This is a genomic window from Mucilaginibacter metallidurans (assembly GCF_003286435.2).
Taxonomy (GTDB): domain Bacteria; phylum Bacteroidota; class Bacteroidia; order Sphingobacteriales; family Sphingobacteriaceae; genus Mucilaginibacter; species Mucilaginibacter gossypii.
In genome coordinates this window covers 4,183,162-4,207,474 of record NZ_CP043449.1, presented here as the reverse complement: position 1 = coordinate 4,207,474, position 24,313 = coordinate 4,183,162, and the positions used below count along the sequence as shown (strand labels likewise).

Sequence of the window (24,313 nt, the reverse complement as noted above, 5' to 3'; positions counted from 1 at the left end):
AGATATAAAATGAAAATAGGAATAATAGGATTAGGCGAAGGGCGCAGCACCATGTCGGCAGTATTGAAAAGCGATAAGCTTGAACTGAAAATGGTATGTGATATGAATATTGAAATGTGCAAGCGCCGCGCGGAGGAGTTTAACTTTCATAAATATACCACCAATTACCAGGATATGCTCAATGATGCCGAAATAGACATCGTTGCCATTTATACGCCCGATCATTTACACGCCGAACACGTTAAGCTGGCTTTATTGCACGGCAAACATGTGGTATGTACCAAGCCTTTTATTGATGATTTGAGCAAAGCTGCCGAACTGCTCGAACTGGTTGAGCAAAGCGGCAAAAAGGTATTTGTAGGCCAAAGCTCACGTTTTTTTGAGCCGATGAAAAAGCAGCGTAAGGATTATGAAGCAGGTTTGATAGGGGATTTGATCACTGTAGAGGCTTATTATCATGCAGATCATCGCTGGTTTTTAGAGAAACCATGGTCGTTGCAGCAAGCTTTTAAATGGCTGTACGGCGGCTTAAGTCACCCGGTTGATTTTATCCGCTGGTATTTGCCGGAAATTGAAGAGGTAATGGGCTACGGTATGCTGAGCGCTAACGGTGCCAAAGGCGGTTTGAAAAACCCGGATACCATGCACTTTATTTTCAAAGCTAAGGATGGACGCATTGCGCGGGTGAGCGGTTGTTACACTGGTCCGGTGCAACCCGTTACCCGCGACAGTGAGATGAGCTGTATTTTACGTGGTACCGAAGGCTGTAGCCAGGGCGATTACATGGATTTGCGCTACGCCATTACAGATAATACCGGCGAGGAACGCATCATTACCTGGGAGCATAAATTGAAACATTATTTCAGGTTTGAGGGCAAAAGCCACCATGCAGGGGAATATCAAAACTACCTCGAATACTTTGCTGATAGTATCACCGAGGGCTTTACCGCTTACCCTGATATTAAAGAGGGAATAGGCACAATTGCCCTGCTTCAGGCTATGGACCGTTCATTGCAAACTGGTAAGCCTGTAAAGGTTGATGACATTCTTACTGAGTTTAATTTAACCGTAAATGAGTTAAGCGCATGATCCTGGGCATGAGCAATATAGTATCGCGCCTCACGCTGTTGGATTACTCGGTTGTGGCTGTGTACCTGATTGTCTTGATGATAATCGGGTTTCGCGCCAGCTTTAGTAATAAAAACAAAACAGACGAAACGCTTTTCCTCGCCAATAAATCATTGGGTTGGGCGAGCATTGGCTTTAATATGTGGGGTACCAATGTGGGGCCATCCATGTTGCTGGCCTTTGCCAGTATTGGCTATAGTACGGGTATCGTGGCCGTCAATTTCGACTGGTATGCTTTTGTTTTTCTGATGCTGCTGGCGCTGGTATTCGCGCCCAAATATATTGCTGCCAAAGTATCAACCATGCCCGAGTTTATGGGGAACCGTTACGGAGATTCAACCCGTAATATCCTGGCCTGGTACGCGCTCATCAAAATGCTCATCTCGTGGCTGTCGCTGGGTTTATTTGCAGGTGGGTTTTTAGTAAGGCAAATATTGGGCATCCCCATGTGGCAATCGGTTATTGTACTTGTTTCATTTGCAGGCTTATTCGCGTTTACTGGTGGCTTGAAGGCCATCGCCAAAGTAAATGTTTTCCAGATGTTACTGCTTATCGGCGTGTCGCTCACTTTAACCGTTTTAGGTATAAGCAAAGCTGGTGGCTTATCTGCGGTTTTTCATCAGACACCAGCAAATTACTGGAACCTTATTCACCCAGCAAGTGATGTTAAATATCCATGGTATGCTATTTTGCTGGGTTACCCGGTATCGGCTGTGGCTTTTTTCTGTACAGATCAGGCTATGGTACAATCGGTATTGGGCGCCAAAAATCTGGAGCAGGGGCAACTTGGCGTTAATTTCATTGGCTGGCTTAAAATACTATCGCTGCCCTTGTTTATTCTCACGGGCATTTTGTGTTTCATCCTGTTTCCGCATCTGAGCGATCCGGCATTGGCTTATATGACCATGGTTACCAATCTTTTCCCCCCGGGGATGAACGGATTGGTTATCGTAGTACTGATAGCGGTATTGGTTGGCACCATCGGCTCGTCGCTCAACTCGCTGAGTACGGTATTCACCATGGATATCTATGCCGAAAAGATCAACCCCAACGCTACGAACAAAGATCTCATCAGAGTAGGGCGATACACCGTAATTGGCGGCTGCCTGTTTGCCATAGGTATGGCATTGGCTATCGACAGCATTAAAGGGCTGAACCTTTTTGATGTATTTCAATCGGTATTGGGCTTTATCGCGCCGCCATTGGCTGTAGTTTTTTTGCTTACCGTTTATTGGAAACGTACCACCCGCAAAGCGGTGAATATTATTCTTTCGGCAGGTTCGGCTTTTAGTTTGGGGACTGGTGTGGTGTACCTGTGGGTATTACCGCCCGATAAGTATAGCTTTTGGCCGCATTATCTCATGCTGTCGTTTTTCATATTTGTGTTTCTGGCGGCATCTGCCGTCTTGATTTCGCTGCTTGATAAAACGCCGGCTGTTTACATTGCAGAGCAATCCGAAACAGAAAATACTTCAAAACCTACCCGGCGTGTAAAAGTGGCCTGGGTACTGCTCACAATAGTTATGATCGCTTTATACCTCATTTTTAACGGACATTAAAATGCATAAAATATCTACCTATATAAAATTGAATAAGCTTCATGTATTTATCATGCTGCTAACCTTCATGCTTTTTGCCGACATGACAAAAGCGCAAAAAGCTACCTGGATCTGGTATCCCGGCGATTATGAAGTGTGGCTCAGCAACCGAATGCAAAACCGCCGTACGGAGCGCGGGGCATTCTTCCCGCCATTTTGGAAATTGGACAGCCATTATGTACTGGTTGATTTTCATAAGGATTTTACGCTTGCCAACCCCGAAACTGTTGAACTGGCTGTTGAAGGACAATACAATGTAAAGCTTGATGGTAAGGCATTGGCAGGTTACCCTAAAAATATTCATGTGCCGGCTGGCAGGCACAGGCTTAGTCTCAAAGTTTATAATCAGGCTGCTGCCCCCGCCATATTTGTCAAGGGGCAGCAACTGGTGTCAGATACTTCATGGCTGGTAACTTATGAAGATAAAGAATGGATTGATGAGTCGGGTAAAACTTCGGATGTATCGGCCACCAAATATGTGAACGCCGGTAACTGGAACTTTGATTCGGCGGATAAGTTGCCTTCTGCATTTCGTTTACCTACTGAAGAGCATAACCCGGAAAAGATTGAACGAAAAGAACATTCCATTTTGGTTGATTTTGGCAAGGAAACATTTGGCTACGCCAAGCTTATCGGCCTAAAAGGCAAGGGCAATATTAAATTCTGTTACGGAGAATCAAAAGAAGAAGCTTTATCCCTAACCAATTGCGAACTGTTGGATAGTGTTTATATCGATCAGCTTCAGAAAGCAGATCATACCATGGAGGGCTCACGTGCATTCCGTTACATCAATGTATTGTTTGATGATCATGTGAGCGCCGATGATGTATCCATGCTTTACGAATATTCGCCGGTTGAGCAGCGGGGGAGTTTCAAATGTTCGGATGAGTTGATCAACAAGATCTGGGATGTTTCGGCCTATACCCTGCACCTGAATACCCGCGAATTTTTTATCGACGGTATTAAGAGGGATAGGTGGATCTGGTCGGGTGATGCTTATCAAAGCTACCTCATGAATTATTACCTGTACTTTGATTCACCCACGGTAACCCGCACCCTGTATGCCCTCCGCGGTAAAGACCCGGTAACCAGCCATATCAATACCATTATGGATTATACATTTTACTGGTTCATGGGTATTTATGATTACTACCAATATACCGGCGATAAAAGTTTCATCAAACAAATGTACCCGCGCATGCAAAGCCTGATGAGCTATTGCCTGCAACGCCGTGATAAAAACGGCCTGATGGAAGGCCTGCCCGGTGATTGGGTATTTATCGACTGGGCCGATAAACTCAGTAAAAAAGGCGAGGTAAGTTTTGAGCAGCTATTGCTTTGCCGAAGCCTGGAAACCATGGCCCTGTGTGCCAATATCATGGATGATAAAATGGGCAACGATCAATATCAAAAACTGTCCGCCGATCTGAAATCAAAGATCTTCTCCCTGTACTGGAACAGTGATGAGCATGCCTTTGTACACAGCCTGGTTGATGGAAAGCAAAGCGATAACGTGACCCGGTACACCAACATGTTCTCGATATTTTTCAATTACCTGAACCCCGGTCAGCAGCAGGAAATAAAAAAGTACGTGCTGCTGAACGATAATATCCAGAAGATAACCACCCCATACATGAGGTTTTATGAACTGGAAGCCCTTTGCGCCATGGGTGAGCAAAGCTATGTACTCAAAGAGATGAAGGATTATTGGGGCGGGATGTTGAACCTCGGCGCCAAATCTTTTTGGGAAGAATACAACCCGGCTAAAACAGGCACCGACCGCTATGCCATGTACGGACGCCCGTTTGGTAAAAGCCTGTGCCATGCCTGGGGTGCAAGCCCGATATACTTGCTGGGTAAATATTATCTTGGTGTAAAACCAACGGCACCGGGTTATCAGCAGTATATTATCGAGCCTAAATTGGGTGGCCTGCAATGGATGGAAGGTAGTGTACCGACAGCTGATGGCGATATCAAAGTATCATGCAGCACCAAACAAATTAAAGTAAGCAGTAACACCGGGATTGGCCTCTTACGGTTTATAAGTACTTCAAAACCTGTTTGTAAGGAGGGTGAAGTAATTGCTAAAGGCAACGGCTCCTATGAGCTTAGCATCCAAAAACAAAAACAATACACCATAAACTACAGCGCAAAAAAATGATGAAACGGCTCATTAATATCCTGCTTTTAACAGCATTTTCATCAACGGGGCTTTACGCGCAACTGGTTGATAAAACGCCTGCTGCCATACCCAACGCGCCATCGGTTTATGATGCCGAGCCCTGGGAAAACCCATTGGTTGATGGTATAAACCGGGATGAGGCACGCGCTACAGCTTATTCGTATAGCAATATCAAAGACGCTTTGGCTGGCGACAGGGAAAAATCCGGCAGGATGTTATCCCTGAACGGTTACTGGGATTTTAGCTACGCTGCTAAACCTGCCGATGCCCCAAAAGACTTTTATAAAAGCAGGGTAAGCGGCTGGAAAAAGATCATTGTGCCCTCAAGCATTGAGATGCAGGGTTATGATAAACCCATTTATAAAAGTGCGGTTTACCCATTCCGGCCGGTCAATCCGCCTCATGTGCCGCAGGATTATAATGGTGTTGGCAGTTATCAGCGCACTTTTACCCTGCCAACTAATTGGAAGGACATGAACATTACGTTGCATTTCGGCGGGGTAAGTTCGGGCTTTAAGGTTTGGTTGAATGGTAAGTTTTTAGGTTATGGCGAGGATAGCTTTCTGCCGTCGGAGTTTAATATTACTCCATATCTGCAAGCCGGTGAAAACGTAGTATCTGTACAGGTGATCCGCTGGAGTGATGGCTATTTTTTGGAAGACCAGGATCAGTGGCGTATGAGCGGCATTCACCGTGAAGTAATGCTTTTGGCAGAGCCTAAATTACGCATAGCCGATTTTCAATGGCAGGCCAAATTGGACAAGCAATATAAAGATGCCATTTTCAGTATCCGTCCGCGGATTGAAAACCTCACAGGCAAGGCTGTTCCCGGTTATAAAATTGAAGCAAGGCTTTTCGACAGCAATAATAAAGAAGTATTGCAAAAGCCTTTGGAGCGAAGCGTTGAAAGTATCATCAACGAAATTTACCCAAGGTTGGATAACGTGAAATTTGGCTTACTGGAAACCAAACTGAAAAGCCCGGAAAAATGGAGCGATGAAAAACCAAATCTGTATACGCTTACTTTATCATTAGTGGATAGCACCGGCCAAACGCTGGAGGTTAAAAGTTGCAAGGTAGGCATCAGGAGCATTGAGTTTAGCAAGGAAAATAGCAAGCTGCTGATCAATGGTAAAGTAACCTACCTGTACGGCGTAAACCGACCCGATCATGACCCGGTAAAAGGAAAGGCGCTATCTCGCGAAGATATCCTGAACGACGTGCGCACCATTAAACGTTTCAATTTTAATTGTATCCGCACCAGTCATTACCCTATGGATCCGTACCTGTATGACCTGTGCGATAAGTATGGGATACTGGTTATAGACGAAGCTAACCTGGAAACCCACGGCCTGGGCTCAAAATTAAGTAATGACCCCATGTGGACCGGCGCTTACCTCGACAGGGCTACCCGTATGGTGATGCGCGATAAAAACCATCCGAGTGTAGTTATCTGGAGTTTGGGTAACGAGGCCGGCAGGGGGCCAAACCACGCGGCAATGGCCGGTTGGATCCATGATTTTGATATCACCCGTCCGGTTCATTATGAACCGGCGCAGGGTACGCCACAGGCCGAGGGTTATATTGATCCAACTGATCCGCGGTATCCTAAAACAAACGATCATTCGCACAGGCTACAGAACCCTATAGATCAGCCTTATGTAGATATTGTAAGCCGGATGTATCCCGGCATTTATACTGCGCCCTTGCTGGCCAATCAGCAAAACGGCGATAACCGGCCGATATTTTTCGTGGAGTATTCGCACGCAATGGGCAACTCCAATGGAAACCTAAAGGAGTTTTGGGATCAGTGGCGATCAACAAAACGAGTAATTGGCGGGGCTATATGGGAGTTTAAAGACCAGGGACTATTAAAACATGATTCAACAGGTAAGGCATACTATGCCTACGGCGGCGATTATAGCGAACGTTATTTTGATAATTTCACCATCAAAGGCATTGTAGCATCTGATGGTCGCCCGAAACCTGCTATTTACGAATGCAAGCATGTTTTTCAGCCGGCGGTTTGTGAATTGGTTGATGCCGATAAGGCCACTATCCACATCAAAAACTGGCATGGTGTAGCTTCATTGGCTGATTATGAGGTTACCCTGCAGTTGAGGGAAGACGGCAATATGATCCTGAAAAAGCAAATTTCCCGGATCAATCTTGCTGCCGGGCACGATACAATCATCAGTATTAAACAATACCTGCCCAATTTAAAAGCAAACCACGAATACCTGGCCGATATCCATTTTACTCTTGCCGAAGATAAGCCCTGGGCAAGTAAAGGCTACGAAATAGCCAGCGATCAGTTTCAATTAACTAAGCTTGAAACATCGGCTGTAAAAGCTGACCATAAGCAATCTCCGGAAACAAAACTATCCGAAGATGATAAGGCTTATCATATCAGCGGTAAAGATTTTGAGATAGGCATCAGTAAAAGTAACGGTGCTTTAAGCTCATACCTGTACAAAGGTAATCAGCAGATATTTGCGCCTTTATTGCCACATTTCACCCGATCAGTTACCGATAATGATCATCGCGGCTGGAAGATGGAAAAGAAACTGGCGGCCTGGTTTAAAGCGTCACCTGTTTTGAAAAAACTCTCGAGCCAAAAAACTGAAGATGGTGCGGTTGTAATAACAAGTATTTATTCCATGCTTAATGATAGTGCTTCGGTACAGGTGAACTACACCATTTGCGGCGATGGCTTGCTAAAAGTTGCGTATGTGTTTGATGCTAAACCGGGTTTGCCAAACCTGCCAAAGGTTGGTATGCAAATGGGTATTGCGCAGGCCGATAGCAATGTCAGTTATTATGGCCGCGGTCCTTATGAAAACTATATCGACAGGCGTACAGGCTCGGAAGCGGGCATATATTCGCAAAGCATTAACCAATTCATGGAACCTTACGTAGTTCCCCAGGAAAACGGCAACCGTACCGATGTACGCTGGATGCTGCTGCACCATACAACAGGTGGTTTGCTGATCACCGCCGATAGCCTGCTGAGCATGAGTGCCTGGCCTTATACCGAAGAGAATATTCAGACGGCAAAGCACACCAATAAACTAAAAGATGCCGGTTTTATCACGCTGAATATCGATCTGATACAAATGGGCGTAGGTGGTAACGATAGCTGGTCGGAAGTGGCCGAGCCATTGGAGCAATACCGGATCCCCGCCAAAAAGTATCAATACAGCTTTTACCTGAAACCTTATGAGGGTAAGCCGGAAGGCGCTGGAAACGCGGCGTACCAAATAAAATTTAACAGGAAGCCATGAGGAAGGTCATTTGTATAATTTGCCTTTGCTGTCTGTTGTTACCGGGGATAGCCCAACAGCGTAAACTACCTCTTAAAAATGATGATTTGAAGGAGGCTTTCCTGCATCCGCCCGAATCTGCAAAGCCCTGGGTATTTTGGTACTGGATGCAGGGTGCTGTAAGCCGAGAGGGCATCACTGCTGATCTGCAGGCTATGAAGCAGGCCGGAATAGCGGGTGCTTATTTAATGCCCATCAAAGGCCCTGCTAATCCACCGTTTATCACGACATCAATTAACCAGTTAAGCCCGGAGTGGTGGGCAATGGTAAAATTTACCATGCAGGAAGCCGACAGGATAGGCCTAAAACTGGCTATGCATGATAGCGATGGCTTTGCGCTGGCTGGTGGCCCGTGGATAACACCGGAACTTTCTATGCAAAAGGTGGTATGGTCAAAAGTTGAGCTTGAGGGTGGCAAAGCTTACCATGATACTTTGCCTGTTCCAAAGCACTATAAAAACTACTACAAGGACATCGAGATATTGGCTTATCCGTCGTTGCCCGGTGAGGGACAGAGTAGCTACGACGAGCATCCGAAGGTTACCGCCAGCCTGCCTAATACCGATGTACAATATCTCGCTGAAAAAGGAAATACAAAAAGCTTCACCAGCAACGAGCGTTGCTGGCTGCAGCTTGAATTTGAAAAGCCCTTTACCTGCCGCTCGCTTGTTATCCATACCTCGGCAAGCAATTACCAGTCGCAACGGTTGATGCTTGAGGTAAGTGATGATGGCAAAAACTTCCGTTCGGTAGGTAGGTTGGAACCTCCACGCCATGGCTGGCAGGATGGCGATGCGGAGATCACAAATGCCATTACCCCGACAACTGCAAAATATTTCAGGTTTACGTACGATAAAGAAGGTTCCGAACCGGGAGCCGAGGATCTGGATTTTGCCAAATGGAAACCTACACTGAAACTATCTGGTATTGAGTTGCTGGGCGAACCACGTATCCATCAGTATGAAAGTAAAACCGGTGAGGTTTGGCGTTTAAGCAAAAAAACTACTGATGCCCAATTGCCAACCGATCTTTGTGTAGATAAAAAGAAGGTCATCAACCTTACTGATAAATTAGGAGTAGATGGCAAACTGAACTGGCAGGCACCCGCTGGTAACTGGACAATTATCCGTATCGGGCATACTTCAACCGGGCATACTAATGCTACCGGCGGTGGGGGCATTGGTTTGGAGTGCGATAAGTTTAACCCGGAGGCTGCCAAAATACAGTTTGAGAACTGGTTTGGCGAGGCTGTAAAACAGGTTGGCCCGGATTTGGCTAAACGGGTTCTGAAAATCTTTCATGTGGATAGTTGGGAGTGCGGCAGCCAAAACTGGTCGCCGGTTTTTGCTGCTGAATTTCAAAAGCGAAGGGGATATGACCTGCTGCCATATCTTCCGTTAATGGCCGGTGTGCCGATGGAAAGCGCCGAAAAATCTGAAAAAGTATTAGCAGATGTGAGGCAAACCATAGCCGAGTTATTGGTAGATAATTTCTACGGTACGATGGCCAAACTGGCGCATGAAAAAGGCTGCACTTTTACCGCCGAAAGCGTAGCCCCAACTATGATGAGCGATGGCATGTTGCATTACCAAAAGGCCGATATTCCGATGGGGGAGTTTTGGTTTAGGAGCCCTACGCATGATAAGCCCAACGATATGCTGGATGCCATTTCAGGAGGGCATATCTATGGGAAAAATATTATCCAGGCCGAGGCATTTACCGAATTACGATTATTATGGGACGAACACCCTGGCATGCTTAAAACCGCGGCTGACCGGAATTTCGCCCTGGGCATCAACCGCTATGTTTTCCACGTAAATGTGCATAACCCATGGCTTGACCGTAAGCCGGGTATGACGCTTGATGGTATCGGTCTGTTTTTTCAGCGGGATCAAACCTGGTGGGAGCCGGGCAAGGCCTGGTTTGATTATATCAGCCGTTGCCAGGCTATGCTGCAACAGGGGCATCCCGTTGCCGATATCGCTGTTTTTACCGGCGAAGAAACACCACGCCGCACAATTTTGCCCGACAGGTTGGTTAATACCCTTCCCGGTATCTTCGGCACCGAACGTGTGAAGCAGGAAAAGGAGCGCTTAGCCAACAAAGGTGTGCCAATTATCAATTCGATTGAGGATGCAAGCCATTCGGCTAATATGGCACTGCCCGAAAATTGGACAGACCCGCTGAGAGGATATAACTACGATTCTTTTAACAAAGACGCTTTACTGCGTTTAGCTACAGTAAAAAAAGGCAGGATCATTCTGCCCGGCGGGGCAAGTTATGCCATGCTGGTAATACCCGGTGTAAGCCAGATGTCGCCTCAGCCATGGCAGTTATCGGCAGAAGTAATAAAAAAGCTTCAGCAATTGGTAAATGAAGGCGCTACGGTTTTATTCGGCGATAAGCGGATGAAAGCGCTTTTATCTAATGGTTCTGCAGGAAAGGTACTCATTGGCCCGTATCAAAAAGATACGTTTGATGAGGTAGGCCTCTCCCGCGATCTGATAGCTATAGATTCAGCTAATCAAACGGCAAAAGATATTGCATGGACACATCGTAGCGCTGATGGCTTTGATATTTATTTCATTTCCAATCAACAGGCTTTAAACCGAACCATCAAACTGTCATTGAGAGTAACAGATCGAGTTCCTGAACTATGGGATCCTTTAACAGGGGAGATAAAACAGTTGGGCGGCATTAGTAAATCCGGGCGTACAAATATTACGCTTGATTTGGCTGCCGATGGTTCTGCTTTTATCGTTTTCAGAAATGGAGTTTCTGTTGTAAAAAATGTGAATGATAAACCTGCTCATTTTAAAACGGCACAAACTTTTACAAACTGGCAGGTACAATTTGATCCTAAATTTGGTGGCCCTGCGAAACCGGTAATGTTCGATAAAGGTGATGATTGGTCGCGCAACGCCAACGATAGTATAAAGTATTATTCGGGAACTGCGGTTTACATTCGCACTTTCCAGTTTACGGCAAAAGCAGGGGCCAAAACCTATCTTGATCTGGGAAATGTAGCCAACCTGGCCGAAGTATATTTAAACGGCATCAATTGCGGCACAGCCTGGACATTTCCTTACCGGTTAGATCTCAGCAAGGCCATTAAAACCGGTGAAAACAAACTTGTGATCAAAGTAACCAACACCTGGGCTAACCGCCTGATGGGTGATCATGCCCTGCCCGAAAATAAACGTATTACCTGGACAAACGCGCCTTACCGTTTGGAGGGCCGTTCGCTGTTATCGGCTGGTTTGCTGAGCCCCGTAAAGTTGCTCATTGATATCCCTTAATGATATGAAAACGATTTTTAAATATATTGGAATAACCTCGCCCGCGTCCCATCAGGGTCTCTCGCAGAGGACCCTGAGGCCTTCGCTTGCTCCCGAAATGAAAACATTGTATAAGTACTTTATCATCCTAATATTGATGATTGCCGGCAATGAACTATCGGCCCAAAACAAGGCACTGGTAAATACCAGCAAAAGCAATTACGCCAAACTCAGCAGTCTTGATATGGGCGCGGTACAATGGACAGGCGGCTTCTGGGCCGACAGGTTCAAGGTTTGCCGTGATACCATGATCCCTAACCTGTGGCGGGTTTATACCGATCCGAAGATCAGTCATGCTTATCGCAACTTTGAGATAGCCGCCGGGTTGGATACCGGTTCGCACGAAGGGCCGCCATTTCATGATGGTGATTTTTACAAGCTGTTTGAAGCTGTAGCCAGCATGTACGCTAATACGCATGATCCCAAACTGGATGAACTGATGGACAAAACCATAGCCGTTATTGCTAAAGCGCAGCGGGCCGATGGTTATATCCATACACCAACCCTTATTGAAGAACGCAAGAACAGCGGCAAGGAAAAAGCTTTTAACGATCGTCTTAATTTTGAAACGTATAATCTTGGTCACCTCATGACAGCGGCCTGTGTACACTATCGGGTTACAGGCAAAACCACTTTGTTGAAAGTGGCTATCAAGGCTACAGACTATCTCTATAAATTTTATAAAACGGCCTCGCCCGAACTGGCGCGGAATGCCATTTGCCCTTCGCATTACATGGGCGTAGTGGAGATGTACCGTACCACCCGCGATCCCCGATACCTGGAACTGGCTAAAAACCTGATCGATATCCGCGGGTTGATGAAGGACGGTACCGACGATAACCAGGACAGAACACCTTTCCGGCAGCAAACACAGGCGATGGGGCACGCGGTGAGGGCCAATTATCTTTTCGCTGGTGCTGCCGATGTTTATGCCGAAACCGGGGATACCACACTTATGCACACTTTAAATTTAATGTGGAACGATGTGGTTAACCGCAAAATGTATATCACCGGTGGCTGCGGCTCGCTCTATGATGGTGTTTCGCCTGATGGTACATCTTACAATCCTAACGAGGTGCAAAAGGTACATCAGGCTTACGGCCGCGATTACCAGTTGCCAAGTTTTACAGCCCACAACGAAACCTGCGCCAACATAGGCAAGGTACTCTGGAACTGGCGCATGCTGCAGGTAACCGGCGATGCCAAATATGCGGATGTAATGGAACTTGCGTTGTACAACAGTGTGCTTTCGGGTATTAGTCTTAATGGTCGTAATTTTTTATATACCAATCCACTGGCTTATTCGGATAGTTTGCCCTTTAAGCAGCGTTGGTCTAAGGATAGGATAGGGTATATCAAACTTTCTAACTGTTGTCCGCCCAATGTGGTGCGAACCATTGCTGAGGTAAGCGACTATGCCTACAGTGCCTCTGATAAAGGGTTGTGGTTTAATCTGTACGGCAGCAACACCATAACCGCTAAATTGAAAGATGGCACCCCGGTAAAAATGACTCAAACTACAAATTACCCCTGGGATGGGAAGATCCATATCAGGTTTGATGAAGTACCGGGCAATAAAGCATTCTCGGTATTTTTGAGGATCCCTGGCTGGTGTAAGGGCGCAAGTATCAAACTCGAAGGTCAGCCGGTGCCGCAGTTGGATGCTACGCCAGGAACCTACGCTCAAATTAATGCCGTTTGGCGCAAAGGAATGACGATTGATCTCGACCTGCCGATGCCGGTAACCCTAATGGAAGCAAACCCGCTGGTTGAGGAAACCCGCAACCAGGTAGCCGTAAAACGTGGCCCGGTGGTGTATTGCCTGGAATCGGCCGATTTGGCCAAAGGGCAAAAGGTTTTCAATGTGGCTTTATCTGCCAATAGTCAACTCAAACCCGAAATGATCAGGATAGATAACAGTGAGATCATGAGCTTAGCCGGTAAAGCTGACTTGCGTGATGAAAATAACTGGATTAACCGGCTTTACAAAGAGGTATCTACCCCAAAACAAAACGCTGTTGATATCAGGCTGATCCCGTATTATGCATGGGGTAACCGGGGACATGTAGATATGGAGACCTGGATGCCGTTGGATAGGTAGTTTCGAGGCGAAAGGTAAAAGGCCAAAGGTAAAAGGTTGGAATGAAAAAAAGCCGCCGCTCGGCTCCCTGCCGGGTGGCAACTATTACACGGCCTCTGGCCGCCGAAGCGCAAGTGTAAAAGCCTATTATTAATCAAAGGTTAGTCCCGACGGCCAGAGGCCGCCCTGATAATTGCCACTCGGCTGGAGCCGAGCGGCGGCGGTTGTTTTTTCGTCCCAATATGATAGTAACCGGATGGCATGAAATATCGGTATTCATCCCCACAATTTTGGTGGCATTATTTTGTCAGTACCATTTATAACTGATGTGATCAATTTCAAAAAAGCCTAAAAACCACTAAAAAAACACGAAATAAGAAAGGCTTTTTTACCTGCCTTTGAAATAAGGAAAGTTTACTCTTTAAAGTTTTAATATTTGATAATCAGTTACTTAGCAGTGTTTCGAGTGGATTAATATCTCTTTGATTATCAGTGTGTTTCATTTTTAAGGTGCTCCGCGTTTTCACTCTCAAAAAATGGAACAGTCTCTTTTTACAAAAAAGAGCAGCGGGAGTTTTTTCAATTTTTTTTTGAGAATCAAAAAAATGGGACACCCTTTTTGTTACAAATGAACGAGGGAATTATTGGGCTAACATCATTGTAATATCCTTCCTTCTATCTTCGGGGAGAACTTTTAAATCAACCATCTTTCCATCCTTCAGTGTGGCTTCAACAGTGGTATTATAAGGCGCATGAAGTTTAAAATGCACATCCCAGTCCTTCGGCCAGGCGGGGAACAGCAGGATCTTTTTATCATCCACCTGCATCAGCATTTCCTGTAAGCCGATCATGCCTGATCCTCCCCAGTTATGATCGGGAGTCCAGTCGAAACCCGGCCCCCAAAATGCCGGGAAACGCCTGCCTGAGTTTTTGAGCTTGAAGGTGGTTAATTTGGCAGCCTCATCTGTCAGACCTAAGCGGGCCGCAAAAATATTATCCTGTTTCCAGCCAATGCCACTTCTGAATTTGGCTACAAGGGTGTCGAGTTTCCAGGTGTTTATGGCAACATCCAATCCCGGTTTGCCCAAGCCGAATATACCCCAGGGGAACACCGGGTAAAATTGAGTGTTTTCTTCGTTATTAACCCGCTCCCATGATTTTGCAGGGGTAAGGGTTTTATGGCCATCAATCTCTGCAAATGTAATAGGAGGGATGCGTTTTAATAGGCCTTCCAGTTTGGTACGCTCTTCTTTATTGAAATAACTATCCGGCAGGGCCAGCATCCGTTTGGTGATGGTTTGCAGGGCAGCGATAGTCGAGTTGGAATTATAGGCCATTTTGAAAGTCTCGGCAGACGAGCCCGGATATAGCACAAGATGCCCATTGCCATCAAGCGCTTTGGCGCTGCGCTTGCGGGAGAGGTATTGGTAATGCTCATCGAAGAAGGTTAAACAGCTTTCAATAAAGGGAATGTATTGATGGATATCATCGCTTTTGTATCGTTCCGTTTCCAGCATCATGAGGCAAAACTCAAAGACGGTATCCCAGGTATATTCCAGCCAGGCGTTATATTCTATGCCCTTGTCAAAGTTGGCAGGGCGTTTCCAGGTGTACTCGGCACTATTGGGCAGACCGAAATTCTCCACCTGCTCGGTAAAGCAGGCACCGTTATGGCCCCAATAGACCTTGCTGCGCAATTCGGCGTTTTTTAGGGAGCGGAGATAGAAATCAAACTCCGGTTTCATCATATCAATATCTCCGCTTTTGAGCATCGGGAAATAAACCAACCGCTGGTTTTGGGCCGTCATTAAGCCACCTCCCCAGTTACGAAAATCGGGTGTAAAAGCGTATTGAGGATTGACGAAAACTGGATCGTAAGTGAATAACCCGCCGTTAAATTTGGTGGGCGCTTGTCCGTAAGCATTGCAGCCTAACATATACCTGAACAACTGGTAGTTTTTGCCGGTTTGCCAGGCCAAAGTATCATTAGTCGGCTTGTTGGTATTGATGTTAATAAAGCCCCTATCCCAATATTGTTTCCACCAGTCGGCAGTTTTTTGCCAAGCATCTTTAGTGCTGTTTTCGGCTTCTTTAAGTACTTTTTCGAGTCCTTGCTGCCATTCGTTTACCGAAGCAGTTTGTTGGGTATACAGGCAGATTTTAAGATCCTGGTTGGTGGCCGGTTTAACGCTCTCCAGTTTCCAGCCCTCAAAATCGGTGTTGAGATATTGTCCTTTGGTAGTGCCTGCAGGCTTTAGATTTTTGCCCTGCATCAACCCACCGAAAGTTAAATTTTTAAGCGGATTGTACATCTGCTCCTTAACCGCATCCATACCCTGCTGTTTTATGGTAACATCAAATATGGTGGAATCAAGGTTATGATGATAGAACTGGATAGCATTGCCTTTGAAGTCGATGTTATCTTTCAGTGTTTTAACATCATTACGCGGGGCAAATTTCCACGAGCCTTCATTTTTTTCGAGGCCTTTAACTTCCCTGTTGCGGTAACGCCAGCTTTCAAAAATAGCGTCAGTTTTAATGGCTTTATTGCTGTTGATGTTGATGTGGATCACCGGGCGGTAAACATCAACCCAAAGTTTTATTTCGGCGTTTAAATCGCCATTTTTTCCGCTGATAAGCACAGAGCCATCTTGAAGCTTGAGCTCCTGTTTAAAATCATTGCCTTCAAAAGGATTGGGCGATAATTTGACCCTTACCCGGCCCGGTTTGAGCATGGCGTTGTTTTCGTCAAAGGTGCCGCTCCGGGCTATGTAAAAAAGGAGTTCACCTTTTTCAACCCAAACGTTCAGTCCGATATCGCCTCCGCCGCATGGCATGGATTGGCCTGAGTTTTGACTTTGGCTGGTCCAAACTTCATTGTATTGTTCGATGCCTTTATTTTGAGCTAACGCGATATTGCAGTACAGGAAGCAGAGCAGCAGGAGTTTTTTCATAATTACCAGTCGTCGGTTCTGAATGAGGAAACGGGGAGCCCGTTGGTGCCGAACAGGTCGCCCACAACAAAATCTTTGAAGGCGTAACGCACGGCCACAGGCTCTTTTACCAAGGGTGAAGATACAATTATTACGCTGCCCGATATCATTGCTTGCGCAGGATAAAACATTTTGTCTTTACCGGCTATCTCAAAGTTTTGAATGGGCTTGTTGAATGAGGTCAATCCATTTTCTGCATGTTCAAACCTGATGGTAGCCCGGTTGCCGTCAACCGTCATTTCTTTATATAACGGACTCGCATAATCGAAACCTTTAATACCATACGTTTGCGCCAAGGCCAGGTAGGCTAACCGCGTGCCGATAGGTTCTTTGCGCGGAGGGTGGATGAGTGTCTGTTCGCCCACATCAAGCGATACTGCCATACCGCTGTTAGGTATCGTTTTTAGCGATTGTCGTTGAGCATCGCGCAGATAGGCCGAATTGTATTTACCCCCGCTATTATAAGGCGGAAGCTGTGCGTAATCATACGGGGCTATCTGCATATAATAAAAAGGGAAAACACCTTGCTGCCAAAGCTCACGCCAGCGTTTTACCAGGGCCGGAAATAGTTTTTCGTATTGATCAGGCCGGTCGTAGTTCGATTCACCCTGGTACCAGATGCAGCCTTTGATGCCGTAACCAATCACCGGGTTCAGCATGCCATTGAACAGGGTAGTAGGTGTGCGCGATACTGCTTTGATGGAGTCTGTTTTGGCCGGGATCTTGATCTCCGGAAAATCTTTCAGTCCATCAGCATCCATCCAGGCTTCGGCATTCGAGCCCGCGTAACAATCACTGATTAAACCGATAGGTACATGCAGTATCTCGTTTAATAATCTGCCGAAATAATAACCTGTAGCACTAAAGTTGGAGACAAATTCGGGGGAGGCGACATGCCATTCTGATGGTTTGCTATTGTCCTGTACTTCGGTTACTGATGAGTGGGGAACGGTGTAAATATGGATGTTGGCGTTAGATGATTTAAGTATAGCATCAACAGAACCGCTTATTGGCTGGCTTTTATACCCCTTCATAGGGATCTCCATATTTGATTGTCCGGTGCACAGCCAAACTTCGCCAATAAGCACGTTGTTTAGTTTGATGGTATTACCATCGCTGATGGTAACGGTATACGGGCCGCCGTAAACCGGGGTGCTTACTTTAACAAGCCATTTGCCGTTGGCATTTACTTTGGCTTTGTAGTTTTTTTTGTTCCATGAGGTGTTAACGGTAACCGTTGAGCCTGCCTTGTCCCAGCCCCAGATTGGCGCCTCGCTTTGTTGCTGCAACACCATGTTATCGGTAAAAATGGATGCCAGTTTTACTTGCGCCTGTGTGGATATAAACAGGCACAAACCCAAGCCTGATGCCAGTAACTGTTTCATTGCTGTAAATTATTTAGTTAGCTTTCCGGCGCGCTTAGCCTCAAGCCATCCGCTGAAAAGGAGGTTTTTATTCAACTCGGGTTTAGGGAAAAACAAGCTGGCCACATAGCCTACTATGATTACCACCAGGTGACTATACACCCGAGCATGTATTTATGCTGATTGAAATTGTACCTGCCTAAATCAAGCAAGATGTGTTTGTCCGTACCCAAACCAATTTTAGTTGATGTTAAAAAAGCATAGCCCGTAAACAGGATACAGGCAATAATACCAATGTTCACCCCTTGGCGATTGGCGCGGCTGCTGAACAAGCCCAATAAAAATATCCCGGCAATACCGCCTGAAAATATCGCGTAAAGGGTAAAAACAATGCCCAGCGCACCTTCGTCGCCGGCAAGCAGGTAGAGGGTGGCTATACCCATTGCGCCCAAACCCGCCAGGATCACTATCCAACGACCAGCTTTTAAATATTCTTTATCCGATTTATTGGGCCTGAATTTTTTGTAATAGTCTTCCACACCAATCGCAGAAAGGCAGTTAAGATCGGCGCCCAGGCTTGAGATAGCCGCTGAAATTAATGCCGCCAATATCAATCCTACAACCCCGGTAGGCAATTTACTCATGATAAAATAGGGGAAAACGGCGTCGGCTTTAATGCCTGCTGGTAGGGGATTTTGTTGGTAGAAGGCGAATAAAGCCGTGCCTATGAACATGAATAATGCCCATAGCGGTACGGTGAGTGCTACACCTAATATGGATGCTTTTATGGCTGCCTTATCGGTTTTGGCTGTAAGATAACGTTGCACCATGGTTTGATCGGTGCCATATTTTTGGATGGCATAAAAAACACCATTAATGGCCATTACAATGAACGTAAGCTTTTTGAAATCCCAGGAATAGGGGCCGAAATTGTTTTTGTGGTTTATGCTGGCAATATGCCAGAGTTCGGGGAAGCCGCCTTTTATCGAACAGATGAGGATGATGAACGATGCGATGCCGCCGCCTATCAGCAGGAAACCCTGTACTACATCAGCCCAGATTACGGCTTCGATACCACCGATAAGTGTGATGACGATGATCACAAACCCTATCACCCAGATAATGGCGAACGTATTGGTATTGGTCATGTTGGAGAGTGCCAGTGCCAACAGAAAAAACACAGTACCCATTTTTGAAAAATGGGTTAATAAGAAACTGATAGAGCTGTAAAAGCGGGCAAACAGGCCAAAACGCTTTTCAAAATATTCATACGTGCTTACGCCTATCACCTCGCGGTACAGGGGCACTATAAACCAAACCATCAGCAATAAAACTACCGGAACCATTAAGCCCTGGACCAGCAAGATCCAGTTGGAGGCAAATCCTTCGCCGGGGTAGGCCAAAAACGTTACGCTGCTGATGAGCGTTGCCATTAATGACATGCCTATAGCCCAGGCCGGGATAGAACCGCGGGACACAAAATATTTTTTGGTAGAATTTTGTCCTTTTGAAAACTTAAGACCGATGGTTAATGAAATGGCCAGTGCCAGGGCTATGATGATATAATCTGCCAGGTGCAGGGTTTCATGTTTCATATGCAGGTATAATTATTGGTTGCCCAAATGGGGGCAGGCCAGGGGTAGCTGCCAGGTTTTAAAGTTAAACATAATTGGTTATTGCCGGCTATGCGCATATGAATAACTCCGGGAGCTATTAGTTTTGAGGGATATAATTTTTCAATGTTTAAACGCTCAAGTATAGCCCAGGCTGTTGCCCCGCCTTCAATCAGCAATTCGTGAAGCGAGGTGTGGTCAATAACCTGTTTTACAATATCTGCCATCTTGTGACTGAGTAATACCGGGTCTACCTTTATATCCTTGATGAAATCGGGGTTTATGGCAATGATTGCATTATTGCCGGCTACAATGCTTGATGCTACATGACTTGCGAAAAGGCCATGTACATGATCACCGCTGGTTTCGGCACAGATGGTTGCCGCAGGTACATAATGTACCGGGATATTGTTATGCTTGCCATCTTGAAGATTCAGCTTACCCTGATAAAAGGTGCTGCCAAATACAAACAGCCGCCTGCCTGTGGTTTCCGGGTCAGGGATTTCGATCCTTTGCGGAGTTGTTAAGTATTCAAGCAGTGTAGTAAACAGATTGGCCGAACCCGCTAAAAGGGTATTGCCATCTGTTTTACTGATCCAGTATTTAAGATCATCCTCGTCTTCGGCCGCTCCTATGATAATTCCTGTCGATGGTAGCTTGTCTCCATTGTTTACTAATTTGATACTTCCATCAGCCCTTAATAACTCAACAATATTTGAGCTTAAGGCCGGGAAGGTCGGATCGTTAGCAAAATCACTGAGGTGGATTGGCGCACCATTGTAATGGAACGTATCGCCGATAAGTTTTTTTGAATGATGGGGGTTGCCGGGTACAATAAGTGCCCGTTTTAACCCTGAAGCTGAAAGCTCACTCTGTAACTCCTCAATGATATGTCCTCTTAAAACGGAATCTATCTTCTTGAAAAGAAACCGGGGTTTTAGTTGCTGTAATTGGACGGTAAGATCATGAACAATATTCTTCGCTTCATTTACAGCGAGTGAACGGGTGTCGGTAGCTATAACCAACAGGTCGGCATCGCAGTGTTCATCAACAGTGGTGCTCACCTCGGTTCTTAATCCGTGGTTAAGACCTATGCCCGCCAGCTCGGCGGCTCCTGTTAAATCATCTGCAATTACAGCTATCATAGCCTATGCTTTTATCCGGTTTTTGCTCAACTGCACCGCTGATTCGATGGCCAATATCATGGCATCGCTGCTCGCCACGCCTTTGCCTGCAATTTCAAAGGCGGTTCCATGATCAACCGAGGTGCGGATAATCGGCAGTCCCATAGTGATGTTAACACCTTTTACACTGTCCATTTGCTGCTGTTCGGCGTTCCATTTAAAGCCGGTAAGCTTAAAGGGGATGTGGCCCTGATCATGGTACATAGCCACTACGCCACCATAATACCCGGTTGATGCTTTTGAAAATAAAGTGTCGGCAGGTACGGGACCTTCCACATCATAGCCTGATTTTAGAGCTTCCTGTACAGCAGGGAGGATCTCAAAATCATCTTCGGTACCAAACAAGCCTGAGTCACCTGCATGGGGGTTAAGCCCGGCTACACCTATCTTCAGGTTTTTCTCGCCCAGAGAAATAAGGCCCTCATGCAATAATTCAATTACTTCAATGATCCGATCTTTTTTAACCAGGTCACAGGCCTGCCTTAGCGAAACATGGGTTGATACATGGATCACCTTCATATTATGCTCAACCAATAACATGGCATACTTTTTTGTGCCGGTGTAATGCGCGTAGATTTCGGTATGCCCGGCAAAATGATGACCGGCTTCGTTAACGGATTTTTTGTTGATAGGTCCGGTCACCGTTGCATCAACATCGCCGGCAAGCGCCAGTTCAATCGCTTTTTTAACGGCTTCAAATGAGGCATTGCCTGCCATAGCCGAGATCTCGCCAAAGCGCAGCTGTTCCATATCTACATTTTGCAGATCATAAACGTCGGGCTTGCCAAACTCAAAATTTGCATTGCGGATATCTTTTATGGAGTTGATGCGCGCATTGAAACCCAACCGTTTTACGATGTCAAAAAACACCCCTGTATCACCTATAATTACCGGGCGGCAGATGTCGTATAATCTTTCCGTTAACAATGCTTTAACGGCTATTTCAGGGCCAATACTGGCCGGATCGCCCATGGTTATGGCTATGATCGGTTTTTCGGCTGTCATTGGTATATTGGTAAGCTGAGGTTTTCAACGTTAAGCATGCGCTGTAGTTTTCTTTGCAGGTCTTCGGCTTCGGCTTCAGTAACTTGCAATAAAGGCGCCATCATGTAAGTTCGGCACAATCCCGCGCTTTGCATCAGTGATTTTAATGCTGCCAATGACTCGCCCAGCAGGCGTTTGCCCTGGTAAATATCACCTATCAGGTTGGAATGCCTTTGTAGTTGCAGCGCGGCGGCTTCGTCGTTATTATCTGCAGCAACTATCATTTTGTAATAAATATCCGGGAACAGGTTTCCTGTACTCGGCACCAGGCCGTCGCTGCCGGTAAACAGCGCATGGGCAGATTGCGCACCCCAACCCAAAAAGTGGCTGAAATCTTGTCTGTGCGCCCATAACTTCAATGAATCCTTTAAACGCTCGTGATTCCGTTCCGAATCTTTAGTCCCAACAATATTTTCATGGTGACTTAATTCGTCGAGAAGATTTAGGTTTATTGATACATTGGTGGTAGCCGGAATGTTGTAAACTATCAGCGGGATAGGTATTTCATTGGCCAGCGTTTCAAAGTATGTTTTAATTTCGTATTCAGTTAAAGTGAAATAGGCAGGTAAGTGTGCTACTGCAACGTCAATACCTTCGTCGGCACAGCGTTTGGCAAGATCAATTGAATCGGCCAGGCAATTGGATGAAATGCCTGCATAAAGCAAGCGGCCAGGTTGCCTTATAGAAACAGCACATTTAATGAAATCGAGCTTGAGCTCGTTTGATAACGACGCTGACTCGCCGGTAGTTCCCAATATGAAAGGTACGCCTCCGTAGTTAAAGATGCTGTCGAATATTTTTTCAACTGCTTCGTGGTCAAGTTTGTAGTTGTCGGTAAGTGGCGTAATTGATGGCACTACCAGGCCATTATATTTCTTTTTTAGTTTCATTAGTATGTTTTAATAAGCAGCCTCGTAAATGTTAACGGCATCATCTATGTTTATCGGTCGCGGGTTGTTTTTAAGCAAGCGCGTAATTTTCATGGCATCAGCAGCCATTTGCGGTATGGTATTTTTATCTATGTCTATTTCTTTTAAGCTTGCAGGGATTCCGCATTCGCTGATCAGCTGCTTGATCTTTTCAACCCCGGCATAAGCGGTTTCAAAATCATTGATACTACTGTTACAACCCAATGCACGGGCAACGGCAGCATATCGCTCAGGTGCGGCAGGGATATTATACTCCATTACAAAAGGTAGCAGTAAGGCATTGGATAAGCCGTGGGCAATATGGTATAAGCTCCCCAACGGATAGGAGAGCGCATGCACTCCAGCCGTATTTACCGGGCCTAAACAAAAGCCACCCATCAAACTGCCAATAGACAATTGTGTACGGGCATCTTCATCAGTACTATCATTTACTGCTTTAACCAGGTTGCCGGCTATAAGCCTGATCCCTTCAAGTGCATACATATCTATAAAAGGATGTGCGTATAGATTGGTATATGCTTCAAGGCAATGAGTTAAAGCATCAAGACCTGTAGCTGCAGTAACTTCTGCCGGCAGGCTGATCATCAAAGCCGGATCAATGATCACTATATCCGGAACCAGGTAAGGGCTGATAATACCTTTCTTCTGGTTGTCTGCATCATCTATTAATATAGCGTTGGGTGATGCTTCGCTGCCTGTACCCGCCGTTGTAGGCACACAAATGAGTTTTTTATTGCGGTTTTTAAGCAAGCCAATTCCCGTGATATCTGCCAGGGTTTGGTCATTATCAAACTGCGCAGCTATGAGTTTAGCCACATCAAGCACACTGCCACCACCAATACCTATGATCACATCTACTTCAGTATGTTTTACAGATGCAAGCAAATCTCCAAAATCCTTGAACGAAGGCTCCCGTACTATGGAGGTATCAACACGAGCGTTAATCCCTGCTTCTTTAAATTGAGCCAAAAGTGGTTCAAGTTTATTTAATAGCGGACTGATGGTAATAATTAAAGCTGATTTATACCCGCCGCTGATAACATCACCGGTTAATTTAAAAAGCGAGTTTTTGCCAACAATTACCTGGCCCGGAAACCGGATAGTGATGTCGCGATAAGGATGTACAGTTTGCGGCATATACTTATATATTAATAATAGCTGGCCCTGGTTAATTGGTTTTGATATAAAACAAAGATGGATAATGCCGCCTCCCATTTTTATCCAACCGTTATCCAATTATTATACGATATTATCAAAAGGGATATCTGCCGGTAAGTTATTATGATATGATCTGCCTGTAATTGGCTTTAATAGGTAGTTGGAGTAGTAAATAATCGCTAAAATATAAGGAGACGGGGCATGACAGTTCGGCAATTAAAGGCCGGTAACTTAGCAAAAAGTTGAATATGAGGATATAGGGCCAAGTTTATATCGGCTGTTTATTTTTAATGCTTTTAATCACCGGTGGTTAAACTTCCACTTCCTAATTATAAACCATCCGGCTAAACTCCGGTATTTTTTAATATTTCTGTTAACC

General features: G+C 45.7%; 13 protein-coding genes. 6 read left to right on the top strand and 7 right to left on the bottom strand.

The features are described from left to right. Nucleotides 1-9: 9 nt before the first annotated feature. The 6 genes from DIU38_RS17950 (at nucleotide 10) to DIU38_RS17925 (ending at nucleotide 13,670) form a co-directional block, all read left to right on the top strand. Nucleotides 10-1,089 (top strand): Gfo/Idh/MocA family protein, encoded by a 1,080-nt coding sequence (locus tag DIU38_RS17950; protein ID WP_112654824.1) that lies wholly within the window; start codon nucleotides 10-12, stop codon nucleotides 1,087-1,089. An 8-nt stretch (nucleotides 1,090-1,097) separates the two neighbouring features. Beyond that, nucleotides 1,098-2,687 carry a sodium:solute symporter family transporter gene (locus tag DIU38_RS17945; RefSeq protein ID WP_112654823.1) on the top strand — a complete coding sequence of 530 codons (1,590 nt, stop codon included), beginning with the start codon at nucleotides 1,098-1,100 and terminating at the stop codon, nucleotides 2,685-2,687. A 1-nt stretch (nucleotide 2,688) separates the two neighbouring features. Further along, nucleotides 2,689-4,887 carry an alpha-L-rhamnosidase-related protein gene (locus tag DIU38_RS17940; RefSeq protein ID WP_112654697.1) on the top strand — a complete coding sequence of 733 codons (2,199 nt, stop codon included), beginning with the start codon at nucleotides 2,689-2,691 and terminating at the stop codon, nucleotides 4,885-4,887. Further along, nucleotides 4,884-8,192 carry a glycoside hydrolase family 2 TIM barrel-domain containing protein gene (locus DIU38_RS17935; protein WP_208057785.1) on the top strand — a complete coding sequence of 1,103 codons (3,309 nt, stop codon included), beginning with the start codon at nucleotides 4,884-4,886 and terminating at the stop codon, nucleotides 8,190-8,192. Before DIU38_RS17940 ends, DIU38_RS17935 begins: the two co-directional genes overlap by 4 nt. Next, on the top strand, nucleotides 8,189-11,530 hold the full coding sequence (locus tag DIU38_RS17930) for a glycosyl hydrolase (RefSeq protein WP_112654695.1): 3,342 nt from the start codon (nucleotides 8,189-8,191) through the stop codon (nucleotides 11,528-11,530). The genes DIU38_RS17935 and DIU38_RS17930 overlap by 4 nt, the downstream gene beginning before the upstream one ends. A 97-nt stretch (nucleotides 11,531-11,627) precedes the next feature. Then, the gene (locus tag DIU38_RS17925; protein ID WP_112654822.1) at nucleotides 11,628-13,670 is read left to right on the top strand and encodes an aceric acid hydrolase; all 2,043 of its coding nucleotides are present in this window, start codon (nucleotides 11,628-11,630) and stop codon (nucleotides 13,668-13,670) included. Between the two features lie 620 nt (nucleotides 13,671-14,290). Here DIU38_RS17925 and DIU38_RS17920 read toward each other — a convergent pair. From DIU38_RS17920 to DIU38_RS17890, 7 genes are all read right to left on the bottom strand, one after another. Next, the gene (locus DIU38_RS17920; RefSeq protein ID WP_112654694.1) at nucleotides 14,291-16,603 is read right to left on the bottom strand and encodes a DUF5703 domain-containing protein; all 2,313 of its coding nucleotides are present in this window, start codon (nucleotides 16,601-16,603) and stop codon (nucleotides 14,291-14,293) included. Between the two features lie 2 nt (nucleotides 16,604-16,605). Then, nucleotides 16,606-18,027, bottom strand: coding sequence for a sialate O-acetylesterase (locus DIU38_RS17915; RefSeq protein ID WP_112654693.1), 1,422 nt, complete (start codon nucleotides 18,025-18,027; stop codon nucleotides 16,606-16,608). 119 nt (nucleotides 18,028-18,146) lie between these two features. Continuing rightward, nucleotides 18,147-19,601, bottom strand: a complete 1,455-nt coding sequence (locus DIU38_RS17910; RefSeq protein ID WP_244311218.1) for a sodium:solute symporter — start codon at nucleotides 19,599-19,601, stop codon at nucleotides 18,147-18,149. Further along, entirely contained in the window at nucleotides 19,598-20,764 is a 1,167-nt protein-coding gene (locus tag DIU38_RS17905; RefSeq protein WP_112654691.1) for a four-carbon acid sugar kinase family protein, read from the bottom strand. The genes DIU38_RS17910 and DIU38_RS17905 overlap by 4 nt, the downstream gene beginning before the upstream one ends. 3 nt (nucleotides 20,765-20,767) lie before the next feature. After that, complete coding sequence (pdxA, locus tag DIU38_RS17900) at nucleotides 20,768-21,808, bottom strand: 4-hydroxythreonine-4-phosphate dehydrogenase PdxA (RefSeq protein WP_112654690.1); 1,041 nt, start codon at nucleotides 21,806-21,808, stop codon at nucleotides 20,768-20,770. Next, a complete protein-coding gene (locus DIU38_RS17895) occupies nucleotides 21,805-22,737 on the bottom strand; it encodes a dihydrodipicolinate synthase family protein (RefSeq protein WP_112654689.1) in 933 nt (310 codons plus the stop codon). The genes pdxA and DIU38_RS17895 overlap by 4 nt, the downstream gene beginning before the upstream one ends. A 9-nt stretch (nucleotides 22,738-22,746) precedes the next feature. Beyond that, nucleotides 22,747-23,913, bottom strand: coding sequence for an iron-containing alcohol dehydrogenase (locus DIU38_RS17890; RefSeq protein ID WP_112654821.1), 1,167 nt, complete (start codon nucleotides 23,911-23,913; stop codon nucleotides 22,747-22,749). Nucleotides 23,914-24,313 lie beyond the last annotated feature (400 nt).

Coding starts and splice junctions, on each gene's coding strand:
- DIU38_RS17890 (WP_112654821.1), bottom strand. CDS start 23,913: ATGCCGCAAACTGTACATCCTTATCGCGACATCACTATCCGGTTTCCG.
- DIU38_RS17895 (WP_112654689.1), bottom strand. CDS start 22,737: ATGAAACTAAAAAAGAAATATAATGGCCTGGTAGTGCCATCAATTACG.
- DIU38_RS17940 (WP_112654697.1), top strand. CDS start 2,689: ATGCATAAAATATCTACCTATATAAAATTGAATAAGCTTCATGTATTT.
- DIU38_RS17925 (WP_112654822.1), top strand. CDS start 11,628: ATGAAAACATTGTATAAGTACTTTATCATCCTAATATTGATGATTGCC.
- DIU38_RS17935 (WP_208057785.1), top strand. CDS start 4,884: ATGATGAAACGGCTCATTAATATCCTGCTTTTAACAGCATTTTCATCA.
- DIU38_RS17905 (WP_112654691.1), bottom strand. CDS start 20,764: ATGATAGCTGTAATTGCAGATGATTTAACAGGAGCCGCCGAGCTGGCG.
- DIU38_RS17945 (WP_112654823.1), top strand. CDS start 1,098: ATGAGCAATATAGTATCGCGCCTCACGCTGTTGGATTACTCGGTTGTG.
- DIU38_RS17920 (WP_112654694.1), bottom strand. CDS start 16,603: ATGAAAAAACTCCTGCTGCTCTGCTTCCTGTACTGCAATATCGCGTTA.
- DIU38_RS17930 (WP_112654695.1), top strand. CDS start 8,189: ATGAGGAAGGTCATTTGTATAATTTGCCTTTGCTGTCTGTTGTTACCG.
- DIU38_RS17950 (WP_112654824.1), top strand. CDS start 10: ATGAAAATAGGAATAATAGGATTAGGCGAAGGGCGCAGCACCATGTCG.
- DIU38_RS17915 (WP_112654693.1), bottom strand. CDS start 18,027: ATGAAACAGTTACTGGCATCAGGCTTGGGTTTGTGCCTGTTTATATCC.
- pdxA (WP_112654690.1), bottom strand. CDS start 21,808: ATGACAGCCGAAAAACCGATCATAGCCATAACCATGGGCGATCCGGCC.
- DIU38_RS17910 (WP_244311218.1), bottom strand. CDS start 19,601: ATGAAACATGAAACCCTGCACCTGGCAGATTATATCATCATAGCCCTG.